The organism is Arthrobacter sp. 05T442, assembly GCF_056395945.1.
Genome location: NZ_JBFTKM010000018.1, coordinates 1 through 25,876, shown reverse-complemented (window position 1 = coordinate 25,876; position 25,876 = coordinate 1). Strand labels below are relative to the sequence as shown.

23 protein-coding genes and 1 pseudogene are annotated in these 25,876 nt (G+C 67.3%); 13 read left to right on the top strand and 11 right to left on the bottom strand.

Annotated features, from left to right (window positions below):
* Positions 1 to 45: 45 nt before the first annotated feature.
* The 6 genes from AC1DES_RS15720 (at position 46) to AC1DES_RS15695 (ending at position 5,942) form a co-directional block, all read left to right on the top strand.
* A complete protein-coding gene (locus AC1DES_RS15720) occupies positions 46 to 1,512 on the top strand; it encodes a GntP family transporter (protein ID WP_476896642.1) in 1,467 nt (488 codons plus the stop codon).
* Complete coding sequence (locus tag AC1DES_RS15715) at positions 1,512 to 2,387, top strand: class II fructose-bisphosphate aldolase (protein ID WP_476896641.1); 876 nt, start codon at positions 1,512 to 1,514, stop codon at positions 2,385 to 2,387. Before AC1DES_RS15720 ends, AC1DES_RS15715 begins: the two co-directional genes overlap by 1 nt.
* 142 nt (positions 2,388 to 2,529) lie before the next feature.
* Positions 2,530 to 3,861, top strand: a complete 1,332-nt coding sequence (locus AC1DES_RS15710) for an acyltransferase family protein (protein WP_476896640.1) — start codon at positions 2,530 to 2,532, stop codon at positions 3,859 to 3,861.
* Positions 3,858 to 4,202, top strand: coding sequence for a GNAT family N-acetyltransferase (locus AC1DES_RS15705; protein ID WP_476896639.1), 345 nt, complete (start codon positions 3,858 to 3,860; stop codon positions 4,200 to 4,202). The genes AC1DES_RS15710 and AC1DES_RS15705 overlap by 4 nt, the downstream gene beginning before the upstream one ends.
* A gap of 115 nt (positions 4,203 to 4,317) precedes the next feature.
* Entirely contained in the window at positions 4,318 to 5,124 is an 807-nt protein-coding gene (locus AC1DES_RS15700; protein WP_476896638.1) for a hypothetical protein, read from the top strand.
* A 35-nt stretch (positions 5,125 to 5,159) separates the two neighbouring features.
* On the top strand, positions 5,160 to 5,942 hold the full coding sequence (locus AC1DES_RS15695; protein ID WP_476896637.1) for an SDR family NAD(P)-dependent oxidoreductase: 783 nt from the start codon (positions 5,160 to 5,162) through the stop codon (positions 5,940 to 5,942).
* A 33-nt stretch (positions 5,943 to 5,975) separates the two neighbouring features.
* Here AC1DES_RS15695 and AC1DES_RS15690 read toward each other — a convergent pair whose 3' ends face one another.
* Positions 5,976 to 7,037 (bottom strand): FUSC family protein, encoded by a 1,062-nt coding sequence (locus tag AC1DES_RS15690; protein ID WP_476896636.1) that lies wholly within the window; start codon positions 7,035 to 7,037, stop codon positions 5,976 to 5,978.
* A 169-nt stretch (positions 7,038 to 7,206) separates the two neighbouring features.
* The gene (locus AC1DES_RS15685) at positions 7,207 to 8,808 is read right to left on the bottom strand and encodes an MFS transporter (RefSeq protein ID WP_476896635.1); all 1,602 of its coding nucleotides are present in this window, start codon (positions 8,806 to 8,808) and stop codon (positions 7,207 to 7,209) included.
* Positions 8,809 to 9,216: 408 nt separating this feature from the next.
* On the opposite strand from AC1DES_RS15685, the gene AC1DES_RS15680 reads away from it, so the two are divergent.
* Both AC1DES_RS15680 and AC1DES_RS15675 read left to right on the top strand, forming a co-directional pair.
* Positions 9,217 to 9,474 carry a hypothetical protein gene (locus AC1DES_RS15680; protein WP_476896634.1) on the top strand — a complete coding sequence of 86 codons (258 nt, stop codon included), beginning with the start codon at positions 9,217 to 9,219 and terminating at the stop codon, positions 9,472 to 9,474.
* A gap of 85 nt (positions 9,475 to 9,559) precedes the next feature.
* Positions 9,560 to 9,820, top strand: a complete 261-nt coding sequence (locus AC1DES_RS15675) for a hypothetical protein (protein ID WP_476896633.1) — start codon at positions 9,560 to 9,562, stop codon at positions 9,818 to 9,820.
* 37 nt (positions 9,821 to 9,857) lie between these two features.
* On the opposite strand, the gene AC1DES_RS15670 is transcribed toward AC1DES_RS15675, so the two are convergent.
* Positions 9,858 to 12,395, bottom strand: a complete 2,538-nt coding sequence (locus AC1DES_RS15670; protein ID WP_476896632.1) for an ATP-dependent DNA ligase — start codon at positions 12,393 to 12,395, stop codon at positions 9,858 to 9,860.
* A gap of 40 nt (positions 12,396 to 12,435) precedes the next feature.
* Here AC1DES_RS15670 and ku point away from each other — a divergent pair, with 40 nt between their 5' ends.
* On the top strand, positions 12,436 to 13,401 hold the full coding sequence (gene ku, locus AC1DES_RS15665; protein WP_476896631.1) for a non-homologous end joining protein Ku: 966 nt from the start codon (positions 12,436 to 12,438) through the stop codon (positions 13,399 to 13,401).
* Positions 13,402 to 13,433: 32 nt separating this feature from the next.
* Here the strand turns inward: ku and AC1DES_RS15660 are convergent, their stop codons facing one another.
* From AC1DES_RS15660 to AC1DES_RS15630, 7 genes are all read right to left on the bottom strand, one after another.
* Positions 13,434 to 13,715, bottom strand: a complete 282-nt coding sequence (locus AC1DES_RS15660) for a DUF7218 family protein (RefSeq protein ID WP_476896630.1) — start codon at positions 13,713 to 13,715, stop codon at positions 13,434 to 13,436.
* Positions 13,716 to 13,717: 2 nt separating this feature from the next.
* Positions 13,718 to 14,221 carry an SRPBCC family protein gene (locus AC1DES_RS15655; RefSeq protein ID WP_476896629.1) on the bottom strand — a complete coding sequence of 168 codons (504 nt, stop codon included), beginning with the start codon at positions 14,219 to 14,221 and terminating at the stop codon, positions 13,718 to 13,720.
* 244 nt (positions 14,222 to 14,465) lie between these two features.
* The gene (locus tag AC1DES_RS15650; protein WP_476896628.1) at positions 14,466 to 14,744 is read right to left on the bottom strand and encodes an HPr family phosphocarrier protein; all 279 of its coding nucleotides are present in this window, start codon (positions 14,742 to 14,744) and stop codon (positions 14,466 to 14,468) included.
* A 72-nt stretch (positions 14,745 to 14,816) separates the two neighbouring features.
* The gene (locus AC1DES_RS15645) at positions 14,817 to 16,895 is read right to left on the bottom strand and encodes a PTS fructose transporter subunit IIABC (RefSeq protein ID WP_476896627.1); all 2,079 of its coding nucleotides are present in this window, start codon (positions 16,893 to 16,895) and stop codon (positions 14,817 to 14,819) included.
* A 2-nt stretch (positions 16,896 to 16,897) separates the two neighbouring features.
* On the bottom strand, positions 16,898 to 17,884 hold the full coding sequence (locus tag AC1DES_RS15640; protein ID WP_476896626.1) for a 1-phosphofructokinase family hexose kinase: 987 nt from the start codon (positions 17,882 to 17,884) through the stop codon (positions 16,898 to 16,900).
* Positions 17,881 to 18,687, bottom strand: coding sequence for a DeoR/GlpR family DNA-binding transcription regulator (locus AC1DES_RS15635; protein WP_476896625.1), 807 nt, complete (start codon positions 18,685 to 18,687; stop codon positions 17,881 to 17,883). The genes AC1DES_RS15640 and AC1DES_RS15635 overlap by 4 nt, the downstream gene beginning before the upstream one ends.
* Before the next feature lie 669 nt (positions 18,688 to 19,356).
* Positions 19,357 to 19,620 (bottom strand): DUF6458 family protein, encoded by a 264-nt coding sequence (locus AC1DES_RS15630; RefSeq protein ID WP_476896624.1) that lies wholly within the window; start codon positions 19,618 to 19,620, stop codon positions 19,357 to 19,359.
* Positions 19,621 to 19,922: 302 nt separating this feature from the next.
* Here AC1DES_RS15630 and AC1DES_RS15625 point away from each other — a divergent pair, with 302 nt between their 5' ends.
* The 4 genes from AC1DES_RS15625 to AC1DES_RS15610 all read left to right on the top strand — a co-directional run bounded on the left by AC1DES_RS15625 (position 19,923) and on the right by AC1DES_RS15610 (position 25,053).
* Positions 19,923 to 20,540 carry an alpha/beta hydrolase gene (locus AC1DES_RS15625; protein ID WP_476896623.1) on the top strand — a complete coding sequence of 206 codons (618 nt, stop codon included), beginning with the start codon at positions 19,923 to 19,925 and terminating at the stop codon, positions 20,538 to 20,540.
* Positions 20,541 to 20,698: 158 nt separating this feature from the next.
* Positions 20,699 to 21,709, top strand: coding sequence for a LacI family DNA-binding transcriptional regulator (locus AC1DES_RS15620; protein ID WP_476896622.1), 1,011 nt, complete (start codon positions 20,699 to 20,701; stop codon positions 21,707 to 21,709).
* A 198-nt stretch (positions 21,710 to 21,907) separates the two neighbouring features.
* Complete coding sequence (locus AC1DES_RS15615) at positions 21,908 to 22,651, top strand: HAD family hydrolase (protein WP_476896621.1); 744 nt, start codon at positions 21,908 to 21,910, stop codon at positions 22,649 to 22,651.
* Between the two features lie 71 nt (positions 22,652 to 22,722).
* On the top strand, positions 22,723 to 25,053 hold the full coding sequence (locus AC1DES_RS15610) for a glycoside hydrolase family 65 protein (protein WP_476896620.1): 2,331 nt from the start codon (positions 22,723 to 22,725) through the stop codon (positions 25,051 to 25,053).
* A gap of 312 nt (positions 25,054 to 25,365) precedes the next feature.
* Here AC1DES_RS15610 and AC1DES_RS15605 read toward each other — a convergent pair.
* A pseudogene (locus tag AC1DES_RS15605) lies at positions 25,366 to 25,876 on the bottom strand (DUF320 domain-containing protein); the annotation flags it as partial.

Here is a 25,876-nt window from a genome sequence, read left to right as displayed (position 1 = left end):
CTGCCGGTCCCTTCCCCGCTTTCCCGTCAAAGGAGACCTCCGCGCATGACACCCCTGTTCAATTCCGTGATTGTGCGCGCCGCCGACGCGCCCGTCATCAAGCCGGCCGTGGAGCTGGGTACTCCGCTGCTGCTGGCCATCGCCGTTGCTGCGGTGGCACTGCTGCTGCTGATGATCATCCGCTTCAAGATCCAGGCGTTCGTGGCCCTGCTGGCCGTCAGCATCCTGGTGGCCGTAGCCGCCCAAATCCCGCTCAAAGACGTGTTCACCGTCGTATCCAACGGTGTGGGAAGCACCCTCGGAAAGGTCGCGATCCTGATCGCCCTCGGCGCCGTGCTGGGCCGGATGATCGAGGTCTCCGGCGGCGTGCAGTCCCTCGCGGACCACTTCACCCGGAAACTGGGCGCCAAGCGCGTTGCCGTGGCCCTCACCGCCGTCGGCTTCCTGGTCGCCATCCCGGTCTTCTTCGAGGTCGGCATCATCGTGCTCGTCCCGATCGTCTACGCCTTTTCCAAGATCGCCAATCTGCACCCGGTGAAATTCGGACTGCCGATGGCGGGCATCATGCTCTCCATCCACGTGGCAGTCCCGCCGCACCCGGGCATTGTCGCCGGTGCGGGCGTGCTCGGCGCCGACATCGGCCTGATCGCCCTGATCTCCCTGTCCATCTGCGTGCCGCTCGGTTTCCTCTCCTACTGGGTGGCGGGCATCTTGAACCGCAAGGACTTCGACCTGCTGCCGGGCGTCAAGGCGCAGGTTGACGAATTCGGCTCCGATTCGCTGGTCCGAACCGGCCACGCCGGACCCGGTCACCACGCCGTCGCCCCGCCGCATCCGGGCCTGATCATCTTCCTCATCGCCGCTCCGATCACGCAGATCCTGCTCGGCACCCTCGGCACGCTCGTGATCGACAAGAAGGACTACTGGTACGGCGTCGCCGCCTTCGTCGGCAACCCGTTCCTGGCGCTCCTCGTGGCAGTGGTCCTGTCCTTCTTCCTCCTCGCCGTCCGCCGCCGATGGTCCCTGAAGGAAACCGGCGAGATCTTCGAAGGCGCCCTTCCGCCGATCGCGTCCATCCTCATGGTGGTAGCCGCCGGCGGTGTCTTCGGCGGCGTCCTGCAGGTCTCCGGGATCGGCGCGGCGCTCTCCGAGACCCTCGACACGCTGGGTGTGCCCCTGCTCCTGCTCGGCTTCATCATCTCGCTGGCCCTGCGCGCCGCCCAGGGTTCGGCCACGGTCGCCATCGTCACCACCACCGGCCTGCTCTCCGCGGCCGTCGCCCACGGCGGCTACACCCCTGCGCAGATCGCCGTGATCGTGATCGCCATCGGCTTCGGATCCCTGGGCCTGTCCCACGTCACCGACGCCGGCTTCTGGGTGGTCGTGCGGTACTACGGGCTGACCGTCGCCGACGGGCTCAGGACCTGGACCGTCCTCACCACCGTGCTGGGACTCGCCGGCTTCGCCCTGACCTTCGTGGCCTGGATCCTGGTGGGCGGACTGGGCATCTGATGCGGACCCGACTCGATCACCTGGTTCTCGCAGCGCTCCAGCAGGGTTCGGCTGTCCCCGCTTTCACCTGCTATGACTTCACGACGGCCCTGGCCGTGGTCGCCGCGGCCGAGGAAGCCGGCCGCGGGGCGATCCTGCTGGTGGCGCCGAAGACGGCGGCCACTGCCAACGGGCTCCGGCTGATCGCAGCATTCCGCGGACTCGCCGACGGCGCCGGCGTTCCGATCGCCGTGCAACTGGACCACGCCGCTGATCCGCAGGTGATTGCCGGCGCCGTCACGGCGGGGGCGGACTCAGTGCTCGTGGACGGATCGTCCCTGTCGTACGAGGACAACATCGCCCTGGTCCGCGACGTCCGGCAGGCCCTGGCAGGACAAGGCGCCGACGTCGTGATCGAGGCGGAACTCGGCGGCATCGCGGGGGACGAGGACCGTGCCTTCGGCGCTGACGCCGCAGGGAGCGCCGCGCCCGACGCCGGCGGAGCCGGCCTCACCGACTCCGCCCGGGTGGAGGACTTCGTGGCGCGCACCGGCGCCCAGCTGCTGGCCGTGGCAGTGGGCAACGTCCACGGGAAGTACAAGGGCGAGCCGCGGCTGCGCTGGGACGTCCTGCAGGACATCGCCGTGCGCACCCGCATTCCGCTGGTACTACACGGGGCCTCAGGAATTCCCGCCGCTGAACTTGTCAAGGCGGCCGCGATGAACGTCGGGAAGGTCAATTTCAACACCGAGCTCCGCACCGGCGTGCTCGCCATGCTCCAGGAGCAGGCCGCCGCGCACCGGGCCGACGGCGAGAACCTCCTGGGCCTCCTCGGCCGGTGGGACGCCGAGGCCAGGACTTTCGCGGCCAACGCCCTGGCGACGCTGTCCCGCTGACCCTGCTGTCCCCCAGCACCTCCTGGCCCCGTCGAACCCTGCCGGTGCAGGCCGGGGCCGAAGCTGGCTGTTGGCCCCGGCAGGGCCGACAATGAAATCTACGCAGCACACCAGGCGGCCGCGTTCGCAGGCAAGGGGCGCAATGCGTGTTCCACGACAGCGGGACACCGTTCCGGGCATCGCTCCGGAGCGCGACCAGGCGATCGACCTCGCCAGGTTCTTCTGCCTTGCCCTGGTGGTGGTGGGACACACCATGATGGTCAGTCCGGTGCTGCACCCGGACGGCACCGTTACGAGCGAAAACACGCTGGGAAACGAGCACTGGTTTGAGCCCGTCATCTGGGTCCTGCAGGTGATGCCGCTGTTCTTCCTCTCCGGCGGCATCACCGGGCTGCAGTCCTGGCGCCGGCTCCGCGCCCGCGGCGGCAACGCATTCGATTTCATGCAGTCCCGGCTGCTGCGCCTGATCCGTCCGGCGGCTGTGCTCTTGGCCTTCATGTTTACCGGGCTGTGGGCAGCGCGGCTGGCGGGGGTGGATCCGCAGGTCGTCCAGCTGCTCGCGTCAGGGGCTGGAATGCCGTTGTGGTTCCTGGCTGCCTACCTGGCGGCGCAACTGAACCTCCCGCTCCTGGCCGCGCTGCACTCCCGCGCGCCATGGCTGACCCTGGCAGGGCTCACGGCGCTCGTGGTGAGTGTGGACTGCCTTCGCGGCGTGCTGCCGCTGCTGGCCTACGCCAACATGATCTTCCTCTGGTGCGCCGTGCAGCAGCTCGGTTTCATCATCGCCGACGGCCTGCTGGCGCTGGGGCGGGCCACCCTGGTGGGCATCATGGCGGCCAGCAACCTGGGCCTGGGGCTGCTGGTCCTGTTGGGACTGTATTCCGGAAACATGCTGGTCAACCTCAATCCGCCCAACCTGAGCCTGTTGTTCCTCGGAATATCGCAGGCCGCTGCCCTGCAGCTCTTCCGGCCGTTGCTGGCCCGGCTGGCCTCGGTTGCCTGGGTGCGGCAACTGGTGGCGGTTGCCGGCCGCCGGTCCATGACCGTCTACCTGTGGCACCTGCCTTTACTCGCGGCCATGTCCGGGCTCCTGCTGCTGACCAGGGTTCCCCAGCCAGCCGGAGGGACCACAGCGTGGTGGTGGAGCCGGCCACTGGTGCTGCTCGCCGTCGTCCTGCTGCTGATACCGGTCCTGGCGCTGTTCGGCCGGCTGGAGGAACGTCCGACGTCGTCCGCCCACTCGCGCAGCCGTTCGGCGGCCGCGGTGCTGACCGCCGCCGTCGTCGTCTACATTCCGGTGTCCGACGCAGCGCTCAACGGACTCAGTCTGGGACTTCTCGGCGGGGGAGCGGCGTGTTTCGCCCTCGCCACCGTGCTGCTCGGCCGCGTCCCTGCCCGGACGGCGGCGGACGCCCCGCCCGGTTCCGGACCGCCATTGCCACACCCGCCTTTAAGTGCCAATGTCGAACCATGACGGAGAACTCGGCAGCAATTGAAGACACGTTCAGCCCGGACGTCTCCACGACCCGGAACGATGAGCTGCACCGCTATGAGCTCCACGTTGGCGGCAAGCTCGCCGTCGAGATCCGGTTCATCGACAGGCCCGGCCACATCGACTTCATCCATACCGACACGGCGGAGCGATTCCAGGGAAAGGGCCTTGCGAAGGTGCTGGCCCATTTCGCTCTCGACGACGTTGTTGCTTCCGGTAAGAGAATCATCCCGGACTGCCCTTTCATGTACCGGTACCTGCGCAAGCACGATGCCTACAACCAGTGCGTCGACTGGCCGGAACGCCCGCCGGAAGGAGCTTGAACCCGGGCACTGCAAGGTCTGGGACAACCGGCAGGCTTGTGACCCGAACGACAACCTCGTAAGGTTCTAGCAGAGTTATGCAGCTGGCTCTTGAACGAGTCCTTTGGAGAACCCTGTGAACCATAAACTGCGTGTACTTGTCCGTGTGGACGTCGATCCCGGACACGTGACTCTCGAAGTCACCGGCTGCGTCACCCAGTCCGATTCCGGCACCCTGATGCACATTGTGCGGCGGGCAGGCCGCCTCGGGGCAGGGGTTGATGTGGTCGTCGACCTGCACGGCGCGTCCCATCTGGACCCGGAAGTGCTGCTGGACCTGCGCCGCCTGGCGGAAGCCGGATCCCAGCGAGGCCCCGATGCCGGGGACACTGCCGCCCCCGGCCCGACCGCGCAGTTCCGCTTGGTCCTGGACGAGCCCGCAGAGCTGCCCATCTGCCTCCTCCACGTCGGCGCTGACGGAGAAGTCCTCGCAGGACTCGACGCCGAAATCCGCCAGATCAGCCCCGGAGTCGGCAGGCCCGGCGAACCCGCACGGCCCCTTGCGGGCGGAATGTTGAATGTCGGAATCCTTGACGCCGGAAGGGAGGAGGCCAACAACCCGCTTGCGGCGGAAATCAGCGGCGCCGACGACTACGAACTCATCAACGGGTTGGCGTTGCCTGACTACTTCGAGGGCACCCTCGATCCTGCGGCCACGGTCCGGGCGCTCTCGGACACCGCGCTGTGCCAACTCGCCGACGCGTTGTACCGCCACCTCGATACGCCCACGCCGTCCTTCGGCGCCCACACCTGGTACGAGCTCGCCGCCGAAGAGCTTCAAAACCGTCACCTGACGGACGCCGGCGGCCCGGCAGGAGACGAGCTGGCGGCAGGGACCGGCCCGGCGGAAGACGAGCTGGCGGCAGGGACCGCGCTGGCCTGACCCGGCGCCGCGCCCGGCCCAGATAGGCTGTCGCTATGAACCCAGTCACCGCGAAAACAGTTGGCACCACCGCCTTGGTCACCGGAGCAACCGCGGGCATCGGGGCGGAGTTTGCCCGGCAGCTCGCCGAACAGGGACACCACGTGGTGCTCGTGGCCCGTGACGCCACCCGGCTGAAAGCTTCAGCCGGGGAACTGGAGAAGCGCTACAGCATCAGCACCGAAGTGATCGCCGCCGACCTGACCGACGACGCCGGCGTCGCCGCCGTCGTCGAACGGCTCACGGACCCCGCGCGGCCGGTGGAAATTCTTGTCAACAACGCCGGCATCGGGCTGCTTCATTCCTTCGAGGAGAACGGCATCGCCGAGGAGAAACGGCACCTCAAGCTCCACGTTGAGACCGCCATGGAGCTCTGCCATGCGGCGCTGCAGGGCATGCTGGCGCGGAAGTCCGGAAGGATCGTCAATGTCTCGAGCGTGGCGGCATTCCTGCCCCGCGGAACGTACTCGGCGGCGAAGGCGTGGCTCCTCAGCTTCTCCCGCTGGGCCAATATGGCGTACTCCCCGCAGGGCGTAAAGGTGACGGCAGTGTGCCCGGGGTTCACGCGCACGGAATTCCACGACCGGATGGGCATGGACACCGGTGTTGCCCCGCGCTGGCTGTGGCTGCAGGCCGGACAAGTGGTCCGGGAGGGCCTGGCAGACAACGAAAAGGGCAAAGCGGTCTCCATTCCCAGCAAGCGCTACAAGGTCGTGGCCTCGGCCGCCCGGCTGCTGCCGGCACGGTTGGTGGCAGGTCCGCCCCGGCGCCCCAAGTAGCAGAGGGCATCCGGCCGGCGGCCCGGCGTTGGGTCACATCCCGGAGACGCGGCGCGGCCGCCTGCGGATCAGCACCACCACGAGGATGCCCACGACGGCTCCGAGCAGAGTCTCAACGGCGCGCTCGGTCACGAGGACGTGGGGATCGGCGGGCGCCGCAAGCTGGGTCATCAGCAGGATCACGGGCGTGAAGGAGACCATGGCGAGGCCATAGTGCCTGGTCATGAACAGTTCCGTTGTGAACTGCAGGACGATCACCAGAAGGGCCAGGACCGCGGCCTCGGACCCTGGGAAAGCCCTGAGCGGGGACCCTGCCCACGGGAACAGCACGATTGCGACCACAACCAGGCCCAGGAGAGTGCCGACAATGCGATGGAGTCCACGGTAGACGCTGCTGGGCATATCCGCCCCGGCAAGTGGCACTGCTGCCGCCGCCATGGCCCAGTGCGGGTGGCCGCTTCCGCTGAGGACCCCCACGGTGCCGGCGCCCCCGACCGCCGAGACATAGCGGGCAGCATGGATCCACGCCGCCCGGCGACGTGCGCCACGCAGCGGACGGACATCCCGTTCCAGGCCCCGGTGCCACGTGCGGTTCCGCACCCAGCCGCCAAAGCCGACGAGCATAGCAAAAGCGGAGGACGCGGCGGCGATCCCGACGGCGGCCGGCCACGGGACGGACGTGGGGATGGACGCGCACGCGCCCAGGGCCAGGATTCCGAAGAACGGACCGTTGGGCTTGAGACCCACCCGGTCGGCCAACAGCGATCCCGCACCGGACAGGACGGCCTCGGTGGCCACGAGGGCCCAGGAATGCAGGTGGTTGACCGAGAGGAAAACGCCGACCCCCACCCCCGCCAGCAGGAGGAAGGCCGCCTGGCCTTGGTGCCGGAGCCTGAGTTGGTGCGGCTCGGAGCGGCCGTACATTCCCGTCAGGGCGCCGAAGACGGCGTAGATGATAAGGTCCGGCCGTCCCGCGGCCAGCAGCACCAGGGACGGCGCCGCCACACTTAATGCCACACGCCAGGCCGAGACGCGGTCCTGGTTCGCTGGCGCGAAGCTGTGCAGGGTGCGGACGTGGCGCAAAAGGGACTGCAAGGAGGTCTCTCCCCTCTCCGGATGGAAGACGGCTGGGCAGGTGGCTGGGCGTTCGGGGACGGACTCAAGGGGACGGACATGCCCGAAAAGGCCTGCCTGCGTGCTTCCCCCAAAGGGAACAAACACGCAGGGCAGTCCTCTCCAGGCGGGGCTCCGGACTAGATCACGCTCAGGTCCGGGCCGGCACCTTGGCGGAGTCGGGACCGGCCACGGATTCCGGGGCCGCAGCAGCGAACGGCATGTCCATGTGCTCAAGGTCGATCAGCGGGTTCTCGTCCTGGTTCGCGACCAGTTCCCGGGCCTCGGCCTGGGTGTCCACGCTGGGCATGGAACCCGGCAGCGGCATCTGGGCCGATTCCTTCAGGAAGTAGATTGCTACCGCGCCGATGGCGGAGGTGGCCATCAGGTAGTACGCGGGCATCATGTCATTTCCCGTGGCGCTGATCAGTGCGGCAACGATGAACGGCGTGGTCCCGCCGAAGATGGCCACGGCGAAGTTGTAGGCGATGCCCATGGCGCCGTACCGGCTCGACGTCGGGAACTGGGCCGGCAGCGCCGAGGCGAGGTTGGCCACGTAGAACGTCACCGGGAAGGCGATCAGAGAAAGACCGCCCAGTGTTGACCAGATATTGCCGACGCCGATCAGGAGGAACGCAGGCGTTGCAAGTACAACAGTGCTGATGGCACCGATCCACAGGACGGGACGGCGGCCGATCCGGTCGGATAGCTTGCCGGTCAGCGGAATGCAGAGGCTCATGATGACGAGCACGGGGATCGTCAGCAGGGTGCCATGGATGGGGTCATAGCCCTTGGACTCGGTGAGGTACGTCGGCATGTACGACGTGAGGGCATAGCCGGCCGTATTCGCGGCGGCCACCAGGATCATCGCAACGATGATTGAGCGCCAGTAGGCCTTCACGATGCCCACCGGCCCCTTGGTCGCGGCGGCGTCACCGGCAGTTGCGTCCTTGGCGAGCTCTTCCTGGGCATCCAGGGTCGCCTGGAACTGCGGCGATTCCTCGATCTTGCTCCGGAAGTAGACGGCGATCAGGCCCAGCGGGCCGGCGACGAGGAACGGAATCCTCCAGCCCCACTGCTCCATGGTGTCCTGGCCAAGGGTCAGCTGGAGCACGGATACAAGGGCGGCGCCGATGGCGAAGCCGAGGTAGCTGCCCATGTCCAGGAAGCTGGCGAAGAAGCCGCGGCGCTTGTCCGGGGCGTACTCGCTCACAAACGTTGTGGCGCCGGCGTATTCGCCGCCCGTGGAGAAGCCCTGGATGACTTTGAACAGGACCAGCAGGACGGCCGCCCAGATGCCGATCTGTGCATACCCGGGGAGAAGGCCGACGGCGAAGGTGCTCGCGGCCATGATCATCAGGGTCGTGGCAAGGACCTTCTGGCGGCCGATCTTGTCGCCGAGCCAGCCGAAGATGACTCCGCCGAGGGGGCGGGCAATAAACGTGGCGGCGAAGGTGCCAAGAAGGAACAGCGTCTGGACGGACTTGTCCGCCTCCGGCAGGAATACCGGTCCCATGGTGGTGATCAGGTAGCCGAACACGCCGACGTCGTACCATTCCATGGTGTTTCCCACGATGGTGCCGCCGAGTGCTTTCTTGAGCATCGGCTGGTCGACAACGTTGACGTCGGACTCTTTGAGTCGACGGCGGGTCCTTAGCTTCGGTTTCTTTGCACGCTCGGGTGCAAACTGGTTGGTTCCGCTGGCGTTCATCACGCCTGCTGAAGAGTCGGTCGTGCTTCGGTCTGTGGGCATTTGGGCGACTCCTATGGAGGTCATTTGCTTGCGACTTGTAGCTGCCCCGCTCTGGGCAGGCTCTCAATTTTACGCGATTTCCATGGCGTTTCCGAGTTCGATGCCGTATGATCCGGTGTTTTGGCTCCGGATCGGGGCCCAGCCGGAAGAATCCTTTCCGCGGTTTCACCGCTCCATTGCTGGGAACTGCGGCGGCGGGCGGCGCCGCGGCCAAAGTTTTTTCTCCCGAGGGCGCTTAAGGCTGTTTTTGGGGCCAAAACTGCCGGCCCGGGCCCCGATTGCCGGTCCGTTTGCGGGCGGTTGAGCCCCGCGCCGGACCGAAGATGCGGGGTATCCAAGGAGCCCGGAAAGCGCTTAGGGTTGAAGCCAGCGGACCGCCGACGACACGCCACACTAGGAGAGCAATCCATGACTGGCAACAACACCGAGAAAACCGATCCGGGAACTCCTGAGGGAACAACGCCCCAAGTGGCCGGAGACGACACCGAAACGCAGGCCACCCCGGAGGCAGCGAAAGGCGTCCGATCCCGGCTGACGGATGCCCAGAAGGAAATGCTTGCCAGCAAATCGAGGGGCGGTGCCGGCTCGCAAAGCGTCGGGCACAGCCACAAGCCGACCCATGCCAGCGGAAAGCAGGGACCGCCGGAAAAGAAAGTCCGCTGGTAGCGCTACAGACTTCTCATGCGTGCCGACCTACGATTGGTGGACACTTCATTTCACAGCGGTAATTGCACGGCGGAAAGGAAGAGCAATGGCAGATCATCACTCCGGAGAAGAGATCGAGCCTGGTGTGGCCAGCCACTTGGCTGAGTCCATGGATGAGGCCCCTGGTCCCGAGCCGGTGCATCAGCTTCCGCCCCCCGCATCCGAGGGGCATTCGTGGCCGGATGGCAGCGGCAAGCACCGCCACCCGAAGGACCGCGATGAGGTCCGCGGACGGCAGAGCCAGCAGGTTTCAGAGGCTGCCGAGCACCGGACCAGCCGCCCGGACATCCCTCACCACGACAAGTGACAGGCCGGTCCGGCGCAAAGCTGAGCCGGGCCCGGCATTATTCGAGCACCACGTCCGCCGGCTTCTTGTCCAGCCGCCAGCCGCGCCACACCGGGTGCCGGAGCTTCCCGCTTCCGGTCCATTCCCCGTAGGCCACTTCTCCAACGAGCTTCGCTGACACCCAGTGGGCATCCGAGGCGTCCGCCGCCGGGACCTCCCCGAAAGGGGAGGTTTTCCGGGGCAGGGCGTCGAGTTGTTGCCGTAGCTCCTTGAGTTCGCGCGTGCTGAAGCCGCTGCCCACCCGCCCGACGTATCGCAGCTTCGCGCCGTCCGGAATCCCGAGCAGCAGTGAGCCCACGGAGTTCTCGCGCTCGCCCTTTCCCGGACGCCAGCCGCCGACCACCACTTCCTGGGTGCGTCCGAACTTGAGCTTGAGCCAGGACCGGCTGCGTTGCCCGACGTAGCGGCCGTCGGTGCGCTTGGCCATTACCCCCTCGAGCCCCAACTCCTCGGCGCTCGCCAGGATGTGCGCGATGTCGCCGTCGATGACCTCAGACAGTTCCACCGGGCATCCCGAAGGGTGGAAGAAGTTCTCCAGGCGCGTCCGGCGTTCCCGCAGCGGCAGGCGGCGAAGATCAGCGCGGCCGTCGAACAGCAGATCGAACAGCATCAGCCGCACCGGCGTGGACACCTGTGCCTTTGCGACGTCGGCGGCTTTGGTGAGTTTCATGCGCCCCTGCAGCAGCCCGAAATCGGGCCGACCGGCGGGTCCGACGGCGATGATCTCCCCGTCAGCTGCGAAGTTCCCGTCCGGCCAGCACGCGCGGTCCGTCAGTTCCGGGTAGGTGGCAGACATGTCGTTGCCGTTGCGGCTGATGAGCCGGACCTTCGAGGCATCCCCCACAACCAGGGCCCGCAGGCCGTCCCATTTGAGTTCGAATTGCCAGTCCTTGCCGGCCAGATCCGCGGTGGTGCCGGCGCTGGCCAGCATCGGGCCCAGGTCCGGGCCGGTAGGAGCCGCAGATCCGGCATTGTCAGTGCCTTCCCGGGCGGCGGGGTCAGCCGCGGTACCGCCCGCCGCGGCGCCGGATGTTTCCGACGCCGGCGCCGGGTGCGTTTGTTTCGACCCGAGGGGGTCCATCAGGTGGATGAGCCATTGGTCGTTGCCTTGGCCGGTGTGGATCAGGGCGAACCGGCGGGTGCCGCCAAGGCCGCCGTCGTCCGCTCCCGTGAGGGTGGCGATAACCTCCTTGCCGGCGATCCACTTCTCGCATTCGTAGTACCCGTGGTCCCAGATGCTGACGGTTCCGGCTCCGTACTGGCCTTTGGGGATGGTGCCCTCGAAGTCCGCATAGTCCATCGGGTGGTCCTCGGTCTGGACGGCGAGGTGGTTCTTGGCCTTGGACGTCGGGACGCCTTTAGGGAGGGCCCAGGACACGAGGACGCCGTCGCGCTCCAGCCGGAAATCGTGGTGCAGCCGGCTGGCGTGGTGCTCCTGGATGACGAACTTCTCCCGCAGCGTGCCGGCGTCGGCCTCGTGGTGCCGCTCTGCCGTGAACGGCTCCGGGGTGAGGGCCGCGTCCCGCTTGGTGCGGTATTTCTCCAGCCGGGGGTCCGAGTGGCCGCCGTCGCCGTCGGGGGAACCGTGGCCGGCGGCGTGTCCGGGGCGATCCGGTGCGGGTCCGGAAGCGGAGGCTCCCGAGATGGCGGCGAAGGGGTCCTTTCCGGCCTGCACGCGTTTCAGGACCTCCCGGTAGTCCAGCTGATGCAGGGAGGCGGAGGCGAGTTCTCGCCAGGTGCGCGGCGCCGCCACCATGGGGTGCAGCCGGCCGCGCAGCGAGTACGGGACGATCGTGGTCTTTGCAGCACTGTTCTGGCTCCAGTCCACGAGGACTTTGCCGGTGCGGAGGGTCTTCTTCATGTCGCTCACGGCCAGTTCCGGATGGTCTGTTTCCAGCGAACGCGCCAGTTCATGGGCGAACTCTGAGATCTGCTCGGACGTCTGCGTGCCGTCGAGGTGCGCGTAGAGGTGGATCCCCTTGCTTCCGCTCGTTACCGGAACCGGATCGAGGCCTACATCGCGCAGGATGGTGCGGGCCAGCATGGCGACTTCCACGCACTCCGCCAGCCCGGCACCCTCGCCGGGGTCGAGGTCCAGCACCAGCCGGTCCGGATTCGTAGCGTTACCGTGTGAATCCACCCGCCACTGCGGGACGTGGATCTCAAGGGCGGCGGACTGGGCCAGCCAGGCCAGGGTGGCGGGGTCGTTGACAAGCGGATACTGGATGGTCCGGTCCTTGTGCGTAACCGATGCGCGAGGTATCCAGCCCGGCGTCGAATGGTCCAGGTTCTTCTGGAAGAACATCTCACCCGGGGCTTCGGCCGTTCCGACGCCGTGGACCCAGCGCTTGCGGGTGGCAGGCCGGTTGGCGGCGGCCGGAATCAGCACGTGCGCCACAGCGGCGTAGTAGGCCAGGACGTCGGCCTTGGTGGTCCCGGTCTCCGGATACATGACCTTGTCCAGGTTGGTCACCACCAGCTCACGGCCGTCAACGCGCACCCTTTCCCGGCTTCTTGCTGGTGTCCGTTCAGGCATGGGACTTCTCCTCCGTGCAACTGTGATGTTCACTTGATCCATGAGAGCCATCTGGAAAGGCGCGATAGCGTTTGGGCTGGTCAACGTCCCCGTCAAGGTCTACAGCGCCACCGAGGACCACGACATCAGCCTGCATCAGGTCCACAACGCCGACGGCGGGCGGATCCGCTACCAGCGCCGCTGCGAGGTCTGCAGCAAGATCGTGGACTATGAGGACATAGACAAGGCCTACGAGGACGAGGGCCGGACAGTGGTGCTCAGCCGCGAGGAGCTCAAGTCCATCCCGGCCGAGAACAGCCATGAGATCGACGTCGTGCAGTTCGTCCCTGCCGATCAGCTCGACCCGATGATGTTCGAAAAGAGCTACTACCTCGAGCCGGATTCCAAGTCTCCCAAGGCCTACGTGCTGCTGCGCCGCGCCCTCGAAGACACGGACCGGGTGGCGATCGTGCAGTTCGCGCTGCGGGAGAAGACCCGGCTGGGGGCCCTGCGGATCCGCGATGACGTGCTGGTGCTGCAGTCCTTGCTCTGGGCCGACGAGGTCCGGGAGGCCAGCTTCCCGGCCCTCGAAACCTCCATCCGCATCTCGGCCCAGGAACGCGAAATGTCCGCGGCCCTGGTGGAGTCGATGGCCGCCGACTTTGAGCCGGAGCAGTTCACGGACGACTACCAGCTGCAGCTGCGCCAGCTTATCGACGCGAAACTGGAAAAGGGAGAGTCCCTCGATACCGAGGAAACCTTCGGGGTGCCCGCCGCCGAGGCAGGCAGCGGCGAAGTGATCGACCTCATGGAGGCGCTCAAGCGCAGCCTGGAAAAGAAGCGCGGGGGCGGCACCGCCGCCGCGGCCCCTTCTTCGAAGGCTGCGGGCGGCTCCAGGGCGGCCCCGAAAACCGCATCCCGGGCGGCAGCGAAGGCCGGACCCAAAACTGCCGCGAAGACGCCCGCCAAGACAGCACCGAAAACGGGACCCAAGGCTGCCGCGAAAAGCACCCGCAAGGAGGCCTGAGGCGTCGGCACGGCACCCGGCGGCCACCGGGATCAGGAGTTCCTGAGCGCGGAGATGAGCTCGTTCTTCGTCTTCGCCGAGTACCCGGTCAGACCGATCTCCTTGGCGCGTTTCTTTAGCTGGGGGACGGTCCAGTCCTCGTAGTCACCGGCCCGGCCGCCTTTCCGGCCCACCGCGGAGCGTCCGCGCTTGGCGGCTGCGTTGGAGATACGGGCGGCTTTTTGCCGGGACGCGCCGTCGGCCCGCAATTCCTCGTAGAGCTCCGGGTCCTTGATACTGGGGCCCTCAGCCCCGGCGGTCTTCCTCGTGGGCACGGTTACCTCGGTTCGCGGGGTTCGGCGGCGGGCGGGTTGTCTTCGGCGACTTCCCCCTGGTCGACGGCGGAACGCCACTCCCCGGTTTCGATGCCGCGGGATTCGATGAACTCCTTGAACCGGCCGAGGTCCGCGCTGACCTGCCGGTGGTCGGCTCCGAGCGCTGACCCGGCCTTTTCCACGATGCCCTCGGGTTCCCACTCAAGCTCGACGTTCACCCGTGTGCGCTCGGGCCCCAAGGATTCGAACGTCACCGTTCCGGCGTTGCGCGGCTTGTCCGTGCTGACCCAGGCGATCTTCCGGTCCGGCGTCTGCTCGATGATTTGGGCCCCGTATTCGCGCCGCACGCCTGCGATGTCGGTGCTGAAATGGAGCGAGGTCTCGTCGATCTGCTCCACCGCCTCGACGCCCGTCATGAAGACTGGAAAAGTTTCGAACTGCGTCCACTGGTTGTACGCCGTAGACACGGGGACATCGACTTCAATGCTTTCGTGGACGCTTGCCATGGGGTCTCCTTTGGCCGGGGAGTCATTTCTTCGGCGGCCCGCTGCAACGGCGCCGCGCTTTCCAAACTATCGGCGGGGGAGCGCCGTGACAAGGATTCAGTAAGGTTGCTTACGGCAGTCCGTGGACCACGAGCCCGCGTTTTCCTTTCCGGATCGACCCGCCCTACCGTTAACGCAAAATCCCGGTACCGCCGCAACGGGCAGGACCGGGATTCTGTCGGGCGAATGCCGCGAGAAGGTGACGCTATGCGGCGTCGTGATCCGTCTCGAGGATCTGGACGAGGCGTTCCAGCGCCGCGTCGGCGCCCTCACCCTCGGCACGCAACACCACAACCTCGCCATGCGATGCGCCCAGGCTCATCAGCGACAGGATGCTTGCAGCGTCCATGGCCTCATCTTCGGGCTCGCCCAGGCGGGCAATGGTGATTTCGAGATCGAACTCGCCTGCTGCCTCGGCGAAGATGGCGGCCGGGCGGGCGTGCAGCCCGACTCGGCTGCCAATGGTGGCGTTACGTTCGGTCATTTCTGCTCCTTGATTTCAGCTTTGGGACTATCAGCTGTGGACTTCAGTTTCGGGGATGATTCCTGGACCGGCTCAGACGGTTACGGGAACCGCTTCCACCGTATCAACGGACTTCTTGACTGCCCAGCGCTTGAGTGCCAGGACGGACAATGCGGTCACGACGGTTCCGACCAGGATGGAGACAACGAACATCACGAAGTTGTCGATGGCGAAGAAGACGAAGATGCCGCCGTGTGGTGCCTTGGAACCGACTCCGGATGCCATCGAGATGGCTCCGGTGATTGCCCCGCCGAGCATGCTGGCCGGGATGACCCGGAGCGGGTCGGCGGCGGCGAAGGGGATGGCTCCTTCGGAGATGAACGAGGCTCCCAGCAGCCAGGCCGCCTTGCCGTTTTCACGTTCGGCCAGGCTGAAGCGCTGCTTGTCCAGGACCGTGGCGAGCGCCATGGCCAGCGGCGGAACCATACCCGAGGCCATGACCGCGGCCATGATCTGCCAGGGCGCCTGGTTGGTAATGGATGCGGCGCCCAGGCCGGCGACGGCGAACGAGTAGGCAACCTTGTTGACGGGTCCGCCGAGGTCGAAGCACATCATGAGGCCCAGGATCACGCCGAGGGCGATCGCGCTGGCGCCGGTGAGGCCGGACAGCCAGCCGCTCAGGCCCTTGCTGATGGCGGCGATCGGTCCGCCCAGGATCAGGAACATCAGGCCGGACGCGACGAGCGAGGCCAGCAGGGGGATGATCACCACGGGCATCAGGCCGCGCAGCCAGCGGGCCACATTGATCCGGCCGATCGAGTGTGCGATGTAACCGGCGAGCAGGCCGCCGACGATGCCGCCGAGGAAGCCGGCACCCATGAACCCGGCCACGGCGCCTGCGACGAAGCCCGGCGCGATGCCCGGCCGGTCAGCGATGCCGTAGGCGATGTAGCCGGCAAGGGCCGGAACCAGGAAGCCGAGCGACAGGGCGCCGATCTTGAACAGGACAGCGCCGATGTAGGCGCCCAGCGGGCCCCAGGCGTTGTCCGGGAACTGGGTCGGCAGGTTGAAGAGGCTGTTGTCCACAACGATCGCATCCGCGTACTTCGTGATCAGGTAGCCGCCCATGAGGAAGCCGAGGGCGATCAGCAGGCCGCCACCTGCCACGAACGGGATCATGTAGCTGACACCCGTGAGCAGGGCCTTCTTGAGCTTCTGGCCGATGTGTTCGCCCTTTTCCATGGCCTCGGTCTCAGCCTGCTCCTCAGCGCCGAAGTGCGGCACGCGGCGGGCGTTCGGGTTGTCGGCGGCGGCGAGGGCCTCCTGGACCATCTTGTCCGGTTCGTCGATGCCGCGCTTGACGGGTGCGTTGATGACCGGCTTGCCGGCGAAGCGCTCCTTGCCGCGGACGTCCACGTCAACTGCGAAGATCACGGCGTCGGCCGCGGCGATCACGGCCGGGTCCAGCGGTTTGGCGCCGGAGGAGCCCTGGGTCTCCACCTGCAGGTCGATGCCGACTTCCCGGGCCGCGGCCACGAGCGAATCGGCAGCCATGTAGGTGTGGGCGATGCCGGTGGGGCAGGCTGTGACGGCGACGAGGCGCTTGGGGCCCCGGCCGCCGGCGGCCATGCCAGCGGCAGCAGCGCCGGCGGCACCGGCGGCGGGCGCCTTGGCCGTGGAAAGTGCGGCATCGGCGGCAGCAGCGGCGTGGGCTGCGGGCTTGTCCGCAAGTGCCCCCTCCACAAGCTCGACGACTTCCGTCGGCGAGGACGCGGCACGCAGCGCGGCCGTGAAGTCCTTCTTGATCAGGGACCGGGCGAGCTTGGACAGGAGCTTCAGGTGGTCCTGGTCCGCGCCTTCGGGAGCGGCGATGAAGAAGATGAGATCCGCGGGACCGTCCTTGGCGCCGAAATCGACGGGCTGGGACAGCCGTGCCATGGCCAGCGTCGGTTCCGTGACCGCCGTCGAACGGCAGTGCGGGATCGCGATGCCGCCGGGGACGCCGGTGGCGGTCTTGGACTCCCGGGCGAAGGCGTCGGCGAAGAGGCCTTCGACTTCGGTGGCGCGTCCGTTGGCTGCAACTCTGCCTGCCAGGTGCCGGATCACGTCCTCGGGCGAGCTGCCCAGGTTCTGGTCCAGCTCGACCAGTTCGGTTGTGATGAGCTGTGTCACTGTCAATCCTTCCGGAGGGCCGTGATGGTTACGGCATCAGGGGTGGTTTGGTTGACTGCCGGGACAGTGGAGCCCGGCAGGGAAGCGGCGGCGGCACCATGGGCCACCGCCTGACGGAGGCAATCGGCCGGGGCGGCGCCCTGGCTGGAGGCGAGCAGGTAGCCGGCAAGCGAGGAATCGCCGGCGCCGACGGTGCTGACAGCCTTGACCGGCGGGTGCGTGGCCAGCCACGCGCCGTCGGCCGTTACAAGCACGGCACCCCTGGAACCCATGGTTGCCAGCACGGCTCCCACTCCGGAACGCACGACGGCGGCGGCGGCTGCCGCGGCAGCCTCCGGATCGGCTTCGAGTTCCTCGGCGGATTTATGGGTGGCGTACCCGGCTGCCGCAGCCAGTTCCGCCAGTTCCTCGGCATTGGGTTTGAGGAGGTCCGGCTTTCCCGAGGCATCGCCGGAGATCGCTGCGGCGAGGGGTTCGCCGGAGGAGTCGACGGCGATGCGCGGCGCATCGGTGCCGTCGTGCATGGACCGCAGCCGTCGGGTGACGGTTGCGTAGAACTCGACCGGAACTCCGGGGGGGAGCGAACCGGCCAGGACAACCCAGCTGGCGCCGCGGGAGGCGTCCAGGAGCAGCCCGATCAGGGCTTCCTGCTGGTCCTCGCTCAGCGCCGGTCCGGGTTCGTTGATTTTGGTGGTGACCCCGCCGGGCTCGGTGAGCGCCACGTTGCTGCGCAGCGGCTCGCCGATCGGCAGCGCCGCGAAGGGAACGTCGCTGTCCCGGAGCCCGGCGAGCACGGGATCGGCCTCCGCTCCGGGAAGTACCGCGATGGTCTTCAGTCCGGAGGCCACCAGGGCGCGGGAGACGTTCACTCCCTTGCCTCCGGATTCCTGGCGGACGGAGACGGCGCGCTGCACCTCGCCGCGGAGCAGGGGACCGGGCAGTGCCACTGTGCGGTCCAGGCTGGGGTTGGCGGTCAGCGTGACAATCATGCGACCACAACCTCCACTCCGGCTTCCGCAAGGGCATCGGCGAGTTCCCGGCTGGGTTTCGAGTCTGTGATCAAGGTGTCCAGATCTTTCAACGAGGCGAACTGGACGAGCGTTTCCGCGTCCAGTTTGGAGGAATCAGCCAGCACCACGATGCGGCGCGCTGATTGGACGAAGGCAGCCTTGACGGCGGCTTCTTCAGGATCGGGCGTGCTCAGCCCGAAGGCTGCATGGATTCCGTTGGTGCCGATGAAGGCGATGTCCGGGCGGATCCGGCGCGCGGCCTCCACTGTGGACTGGCCGACCGCAGCCTGGGTGATGCCGCGGACTTTTCCGCCCAGCAGGTGCAGGGCGATTCCGGGTTCCCCGGACAGTCGTGCCGCAATGGGCAGTGCGTGGGTGATGACCACCAGCTCGGCGTCGGATGCCGCGGCTCCGGTCGTGGCTCCGGCCGTGCGGGCGGCGAGGAGCTCGGCGAGGGCTTCGGTGGTGGAGCCGGCGTCGATCAGGATGCTGCCCGCGCGGCCCTGGGGGATGAGGGCCAGGGCGGCCTCGGCTATGCGGATCTTCTCGGGCTGCCGCTGGACGGTGCGTTCGAGGATGCTTTCTTCGGTGGTGCTGAACCGGTCCGGGGAGACTGCGCCGCCGTGGACGCGCCGGACGCTGCCTGCCGCTTCGAGGGCGGCGAGGTCCCGGCGAACAGTTTCGGTGGTGATGCTGAAACGCTCGGCAAGATCCGTGACGCTGGCGCGGCCACTGGCGTAGATCAGCCCCACGATCAGCTGTTGGCGTTCCTCGGCGAACACTTACCCTCCATTGCGTACTGTCTTCTGCTTGCTGCCTGCGACTGCGTTCCGAATCCTCGGCCGCTTCCGTGACTCGCATCACATGAAGTGGAATTATTTGACTTTATCTTTGTTCGTGTTGGTTTGTCAATGAAAACCACAAGAACGCAGAAGTGGCAGCCTCGCGCCACGGGACATGTCCACTGGTCTGGTCAGCAGCGGGGGTCACGTCCAGTGGTCGGGCCAGGGAGTGGGCAATTTGGGATCATGTCCATGCCTCGCTTCGGGGATCGGGGGAGCATGTCCAGTGGTCGGGCCGGAGAGTGGGCAATTTGGGATCATGTCCATGCCTCGCTCCGGGGGCTGTGCTCTCGCTGGGACTGGGCCGGGGAGCGCGTTGGAGCATAGGACATGTCCAGTGACTGGGCCGGGATCGGCGAGCATGTCCAGTGGCCGGGCCGGGGAGCGGGGGACATGTCCAGTGGTCGGGCCGGGGAGCGGGCAATTTGGGATCATGTCCATGCCCCAGCCTGAAAGCGGGGCATGTCCCGTGGCGGGGTGGGCATGTCCAGTGGCCGGCCGGGCGTGCGGCGGGCCGGGCTGGCGGGGGCCCCATGAAATGACTGAAGCCGGGCCCGACCCTACTGGTCAGGCCCGGCTTCCGGGATGATGGCTCCGGAGAGCGGCGGCCTACAAGCCCGCGTCGCGGCTCTCATTGCGGGTGATGGTCTCGCCCGTGTTGGGGTCCACGATTGATCGGGTCTCGCTGACGCGGCGCGTGCGGCCGCGGCCGGGGTTGGCGAGGACCAGGGAGGCGACCAGCCCGATGACTCCGACAACCATGAGGATGTAGCCGATCATGGTCTGGTCCACGTTAGGGATCAGGCCGGGCGCGATGGCCCAGGCCAGGATGGCGCCGATGGCGATGAGGAAGATGGCGGAACCGATTCTCATGTCTTGCTCCTTGGTGTCTGTGCACGGGTAGGAAATGCTAAGCATGCTGTCCAGCGTCACGCTACAGCCCGGCCCGCGCTGTTTCAACGAAACGGCCCACGCCCCGCCGGGAAACTTCCACGCCCCGTGCGCCCCGCGGCCCTCAGGGCGACGATTCCGCGGCGTTTTCGGACGACGGCGGCGCGGATCCACGCCGCGGCGGTCTGATTCCGTAGCGGATCACCGGATAGTGCGCGGACGGGGCACAGAATCGGAGGAGGGATGGCCGGTGCCCGGGTCCGGCGACTGGCTAGGCTGTGCCCATGGAGACAGTCGTCTGGTCCCGGCCGGAGAATGAGCGCGCCGGCACGCCGCTGCTGGTCATGATGCACGGCTACGGCACGGACGAATCCCGGATGACCGACCTGTTCGGTTCCCTCCCGCCGGACTTCAGCTGCGCCGCTCTGCGCGGGCCGAAGGTGATCGGGGACCACTACGGGTGGTTCCTTCTGGACTACTTCCTGACCCACGACTTTGCCGACGTCATCTCCAGCACCACCGGCGTGCTGGCGTGGATCGACTCCGTCAAGGCCCGGCACAGCAGTGTCAGCCTGCTGGGGTATTCGCAGGGCATGGCCATGGCCAGCACCCTGCTGCGGCTCCGGCCGGAGCAGTTCCGTGCCGTCGTCGGGCTCTCCGGCTTCGTCCTGGACAACGAGCTCCTGGCCATGAGCGAATCCTTCGGGTCCCGGCCGCCGTTCTTCTGGGGCCGGGACAAGGACGACGTCGTGATCAACGACGCCGCCACGGAGCACACTGAAGAATGGCTGCACCACAACACCCAGCTCACGGCGCGGACCTACCCGGGAATGGGCCATGCGATCTCAAAAGCCGAGCTGGTGGACGTCAGCGCGTTCCTTCGGCACTACGTGCTGCGCTGAACCGGCGGCCCTTCGGCCAGGCCGGACGGAGTTTCTCTATTAATCCACTTGCATACCAATTTTGTAAGCGTTTACACTCGACTTCGGCCATGTTCACCGGCCTACTACTTCCGGGGGAAGAAAGGGCTGGGCCCGAGATGCAGGCCAGGACCACGCGCGTGACCATCCAGGATGTCGCGGCGCTCGCCGGACTCTCCATTTGCACCGTCTCCCGGGCGCTCCGGAACCTGCCCAATGTCTCCGAACAGGCCCAGGCCAGGGTCGGGGATGCGGCCGCCAAGCTCGGCTACAAGGCATCCTCGGCGGCGTCGCGCCTGGCCGGCGGAAAAACCGGCTCCGTGGCCATCATCGCCCCCACCGCGACCGCCTGGTTTTTTGCCCAGGCTGTGGAAGCTGCCGAGGAAGTGTTTGCGGACAGCGGCTTTGACACGGTGCTCATCAGCCTCCGGAACCAGCCCAGCGTGCACCGGAAGCTCTTCGACGACGTCGCGGGGCTCTCTCAGCGCGTGGACGGTGTCCTGCTCCTGAACATCGCCCTCAGCGAAGCCGAAATGGCCGCCCTGGCCGGCTCCGGTCTTGCCGTGGCGAGCGTGGGCATGGACGACGTGCCGTGGGACAACGTAGGCATCGACAACGAGGAAGCGGCCCGCGCCGCCACCAACCACCTTCTGGGGCTGGGCCACTGGGACCTCGCCATCCTGTCCGGGAGCGAGGCCGGCCAGCCCTCCGACATCACGGCCGGCGAGCGGCTGAGGGGCTTTGAAGGCGCTCTCGTCGAGCACGATCTGACGGTTGATCCGGACCTGGTGATCGACGCCGGCTTCAGTATCGAAGGCGGCCGCCGGGCCATGACCGAGCTGGTCGAAAACCGCAGGATGCCGTCCGCAATCTTCGCCGGCTGCGACGAAACAGCCTTCGGCGCACTCATGGCCCTGAGGGATCTCGGTTTGTCAGCGCCGAAGAACGTGTCCATCATAGGAATAGACGATCATCAGATGAGCTGGTTCCTGGGACTGACCACAATCGCCCAGCCGGTGGCCGATCAGGGGGCCTTCGCCGCCAACCTGCTGATCGAAAGACTCCACAGCTCGGGGCTACCGAATCCCCCGTCAAGCCACGTGCTCGATACCAGGCTGGTGGAGCGCAAGAGCACCCGACGCCGTCGTTGAACGGGCGCTCGTTGAAACGGACTGTCGCTGAACCCGATGCTCCTTGAACCGAACGCTCGCCGAGCCCGGCACATGCCCGGCAGCACGCCAGCGCCAGCAGGCCCCGCACCGCCCGGCCCGGCCGCCCGCCGTCGCCCAGAACCTCCACTGCAGAAGACCACCGACTTGATTGCCCACCGTCTGAAAGGACTTTGTTCCATGACTGAGCTTTCCAATAGCACCGCTTCCCGTCCGGGCTGGGCGGGCGCTTCAGCCATCCTTTTCGACCTCGACGGCGTCCTGACGCCCACGGCGATCGTGCACGAGCGCGCGTGGCAGGATCTCTTCGACGGCTTCCTGCGCTCGGTCCCCGAGGCGGCGCCCTACCGCGAAAGCGACTACTTCGACCACATCGACGGCAAGCCCCGGTTCGACGGCGTCCGGGACTTCCTGGCCTCACGCAACATTGTCCTGCCGGAAGGACCGCTGGACGACGATCCCGCCCACGACACCGTCCACGGGCTGGGCAACCGCAAGAACAAGGTCTTCAACGACATCGTCGAGGCCGGCGGCGTGAAGCCGTACGAGGGATCCGTGAGGTTCATCGAGGCCGCTCTGGCCCGGGGACTGAAGCTCGCCGTCGTCTCCTCCTCCCGCAATGCCCCGGCAGTGCTCAAGGCCGCAGAACTGTCCGATTACTTCCCGGTCGTGGTCGATGGCGTCGTCGCGGTCGCGGAAGGGCTGCCCGGCAAACCGAGCCCGGCCACTTACGAATACGCCGCGCGGCTGCTGGGCCTGCCCGGCGAGGAATGCGTCGTCGTCGAGGATGCCGTCTCGGGTGTCCAGGCCGGCAGCGCGGGGAGCTTCCACTCGGTGATCGGCGTGGACCGGGGCGCGGGCCGGCAGACCCTGCTTGCCGCCGGCGCCACCGTCGTGGTCAACGACCTCGCCGAACTGCTCTAACCCTCCGCACCCGCGCCCCGCCCCGCCACGTCAACCGCCGCACAACACCTGCCCGAAGGAACCCCTCCACCATGGCTCTCATCACCTCGGACCGCGCCCGGTTCCCCAACGACCCGTGGCAGCTCGTGGAAACCGTCCACCTCCCCGGGAATGCCGGCACGCTCGAAACCCTCTTCAGCCTCGGCAACGGACACCTGGGCATCCGCGGCGCCCACTGGGCGGCCGCCGACGCCGAACTTCCGGGCAGCTTCATCAACGGCTTCCACGAGACCTGGGACATCAAGCACGCCGAGAACGCGTACGGCTTCGCCCGCACCGGGCAGCGGATCCTCTACGTCCCGGACGCCAACAACTTCACGGTCATCATCGACGGCGAGACGCTCAGCCTCGATGAATCCACCGTGCTGGATTACCGGCGCTCGGTCGACTTCGCGACCGGCGTCTATGAATGCCGGATCACCTGGCAGTGCCGCTCCGGTGCCACGGTGACCACCACCGAGCGCCGTGCCGTTGGTTACGAGTCCCGCGGCGCCCTCGGCATTTCCCTGGAACTCGCCGCGGACCGGGACATCTCCGCCGACGTCACGTCTTCGGTGATCAACCGCCAGGACCAGCCGGTGGAGGACCACTCCGCCCATGATCCGCGCCGCGCCGGCCGCCACGCCGGCCGTGTGCTCCTGCCGGTGCGGCTCGACGGCGGCGACGGCTCGCTGCGCCTGTCCTGGGAGGCTGCCGAGTCCAGGCAGCGGCTCGGCATGGCCGTGGACCACTGGACCTCGGCGGGGGTCCAGCCCTTCGACACCCGGGTGGACCAGGACGACAGCAGTGTCCGCTACGTGCTCGCCGTCGGCCCGGATGAGCCGTTCCTGCTGGAAAAGAGCGTCAGCTACGCGGTGGGACAGGCCGTTGAGGACCTGGCCGACGCCGCGGAGGCCGGGCTCATGCCGGTCGGTGAGATCTTCGCCGAAAGCGAGGCCCACTACCGCGGGTACTGGACCACGAGCGACATCGTGCTGCGCGGCCAGACCGGGCTGCAGCAGGGGATCCGCTGGAACCTCTTCCAGCTCGCCCAGGCCACTGCCTGCGCCGACGTCGCCGGCATCCCGGCCAAGGGCGTCTCCGGCTCGGGCTATGAGGGCCACTACTTCTGGGACCAGGAGGTGTACCTGCTGCCGTACCTGACGTACACGAACCCGGGCAACGCCCGGCAGGTCCTGGAATTCCGCCACGCGTTGCTGCCCGAGGCCAAGATCCGTGCCAAAGAACTCAGCGTCGACGGCGCCCTCTTCCCCTGGCGCACCATCAACGGCCTGGAGGCCAGCGCCTACTATGCGGCCGGCACCGCGCAGTTCCACATCGCCGCCGCGATCGCCTTCGCGACCAACCGCTACATCTGGGCCAGCGGGGACCGGGAGTTCCAGGACACCCTGGGCTCGGAGCTGCTGATCGAAACGGCCCGGATGTGGGTGTCCCTGGGCTTCTTCGGCAAGGACGGACTCTTCCACATCCACGGCGTGACCGGCCCGGACGAGTACACCGCCGTCGTCAACGACAACCTGTACACCAACGTCATGGCCCGCTTTAACCTGCGCGCGGCGGCCGCGCTGGATCACCCCGAGATCGACGACGCCGAACGCGAGTTCTGGGAGCAGGCCGCGAACCGGATGCAGCTGCCCTATGACGAGGACCTCCAGGTCCACTCGCAGGACAACGACTTCATGACCCTGGAGCCGTGGGACTGGACCACGCCCCGGTCCAAGTACCCGCTGCTGCTCCACTTCCACCCGCTGGTGATCTACCGGCACCAGGTCCTGAAGCAGGCCGACACCGTGCTGGCGATGTTCCTGCAGTGGCAGGACTTCACGGCCGAGGAAAAGCGCCGCGCCTTCGACTTCTACGATCCCATCACCACCGGCGACTCCACCCTCTCCGCGTGTGTCCAGGGCATCATGGCGGCCGAGGTCGGCTACGGCAAGGCCGCGCTGGACCACTTCACCCACGCGTTGTTCATCGATCTGGACGACACCCACGGCAACACGATCGACGGCGTGCACATTGCCTCCACCGGAGGGGTGTGGAGCTCGCTGGTCAGCGGCTTCGCCGGGCTGCGGGACCAGGGCGCCGTGCCGTACTTCGACCCGCGGCTGCCGGCCGAATGGGACGGACTCGAGTTCCACCTCAAAATCCAGGGCCGGCTCCTGCGTGTCGAACTGGACCCGTCATCCATCACCCTCCGCATCCAGGACGGCGCACCGCTGGAGATCGACGTGCGCGGCGAACTCGTCACCGTGGGCGCCGAACCCGTCCGGATACCGCTGGCCCCCGTGGCCGCCCCCGAACCCACGGTCTTCCCCAGCGGACTTCCGACGGCGTCGATCCCGGTAGTACGCGCCCGCGTCTGAGCCGCGTCTGGTTTGGCTCGCTTCGCTCTGACGCTTTGGTTGGCTGGGAGGGGGACCGGAGACGGAGGTTTCCCCTGAACCGGGTCGCCATCTGTGCACGCGGTAATTGCTGCGCCGTGCGCACACTACCGTCGGTGCGTTCATCGACGATGACGCAACTAGGGCGCCCTGGTCCGGTACCTCATGCCCGGACCCGCCCCGGGCGTGAGGCCTCGAACCAGGCCGCCTAGTCCTATGTCGAAGGCGAACAGCTCGGTATCGCGCCAGGATCCGGCGGGACCGGAAGCTCCGTCCCGCCGGACACCGTTGCGGCTAGGCTTTCTTCCTGTGCACACCCAGCGTCACGAGTAGACCCGCGCCCAGGAGCACGAAGGCCACCCACACCATGCCCGTACTGGCACCCGTGTAGGCAAGTGTCGCCGCACGAAGGGGAGCGGACGCCACCATCGCAGCCTTTTCATATCCCGCAGAGGCGATCGACGGGGCAGATACAAGGGGAGCGACCACCGAAGGATTCACCACTGTGGGAGTGACCACCGGAGGCGCGGCAACGGCGGCCGCGGAATCACCTGGCACACCCACCGATGCCGCTCCGGCGGAGATGGGAACGAAGATCGGCGCCTCGACCTGGGTGCCGGAGAGCACACCGTCGGTGCCGGGGTTTTGGGCCGGGTCGGTTGCCGGCTGTCCGGCGGTCCCTGCCGTGCCGTTGGTTTGTGCGGTCGGGGCGCCGAGTACGCCTACCGAGGTCGCGCCGGGGGTGACCGGTGCGGTTACCGGTGCCACGATTTGGGTGCCGGAGAGCACACCGTCGGAGCCGGTG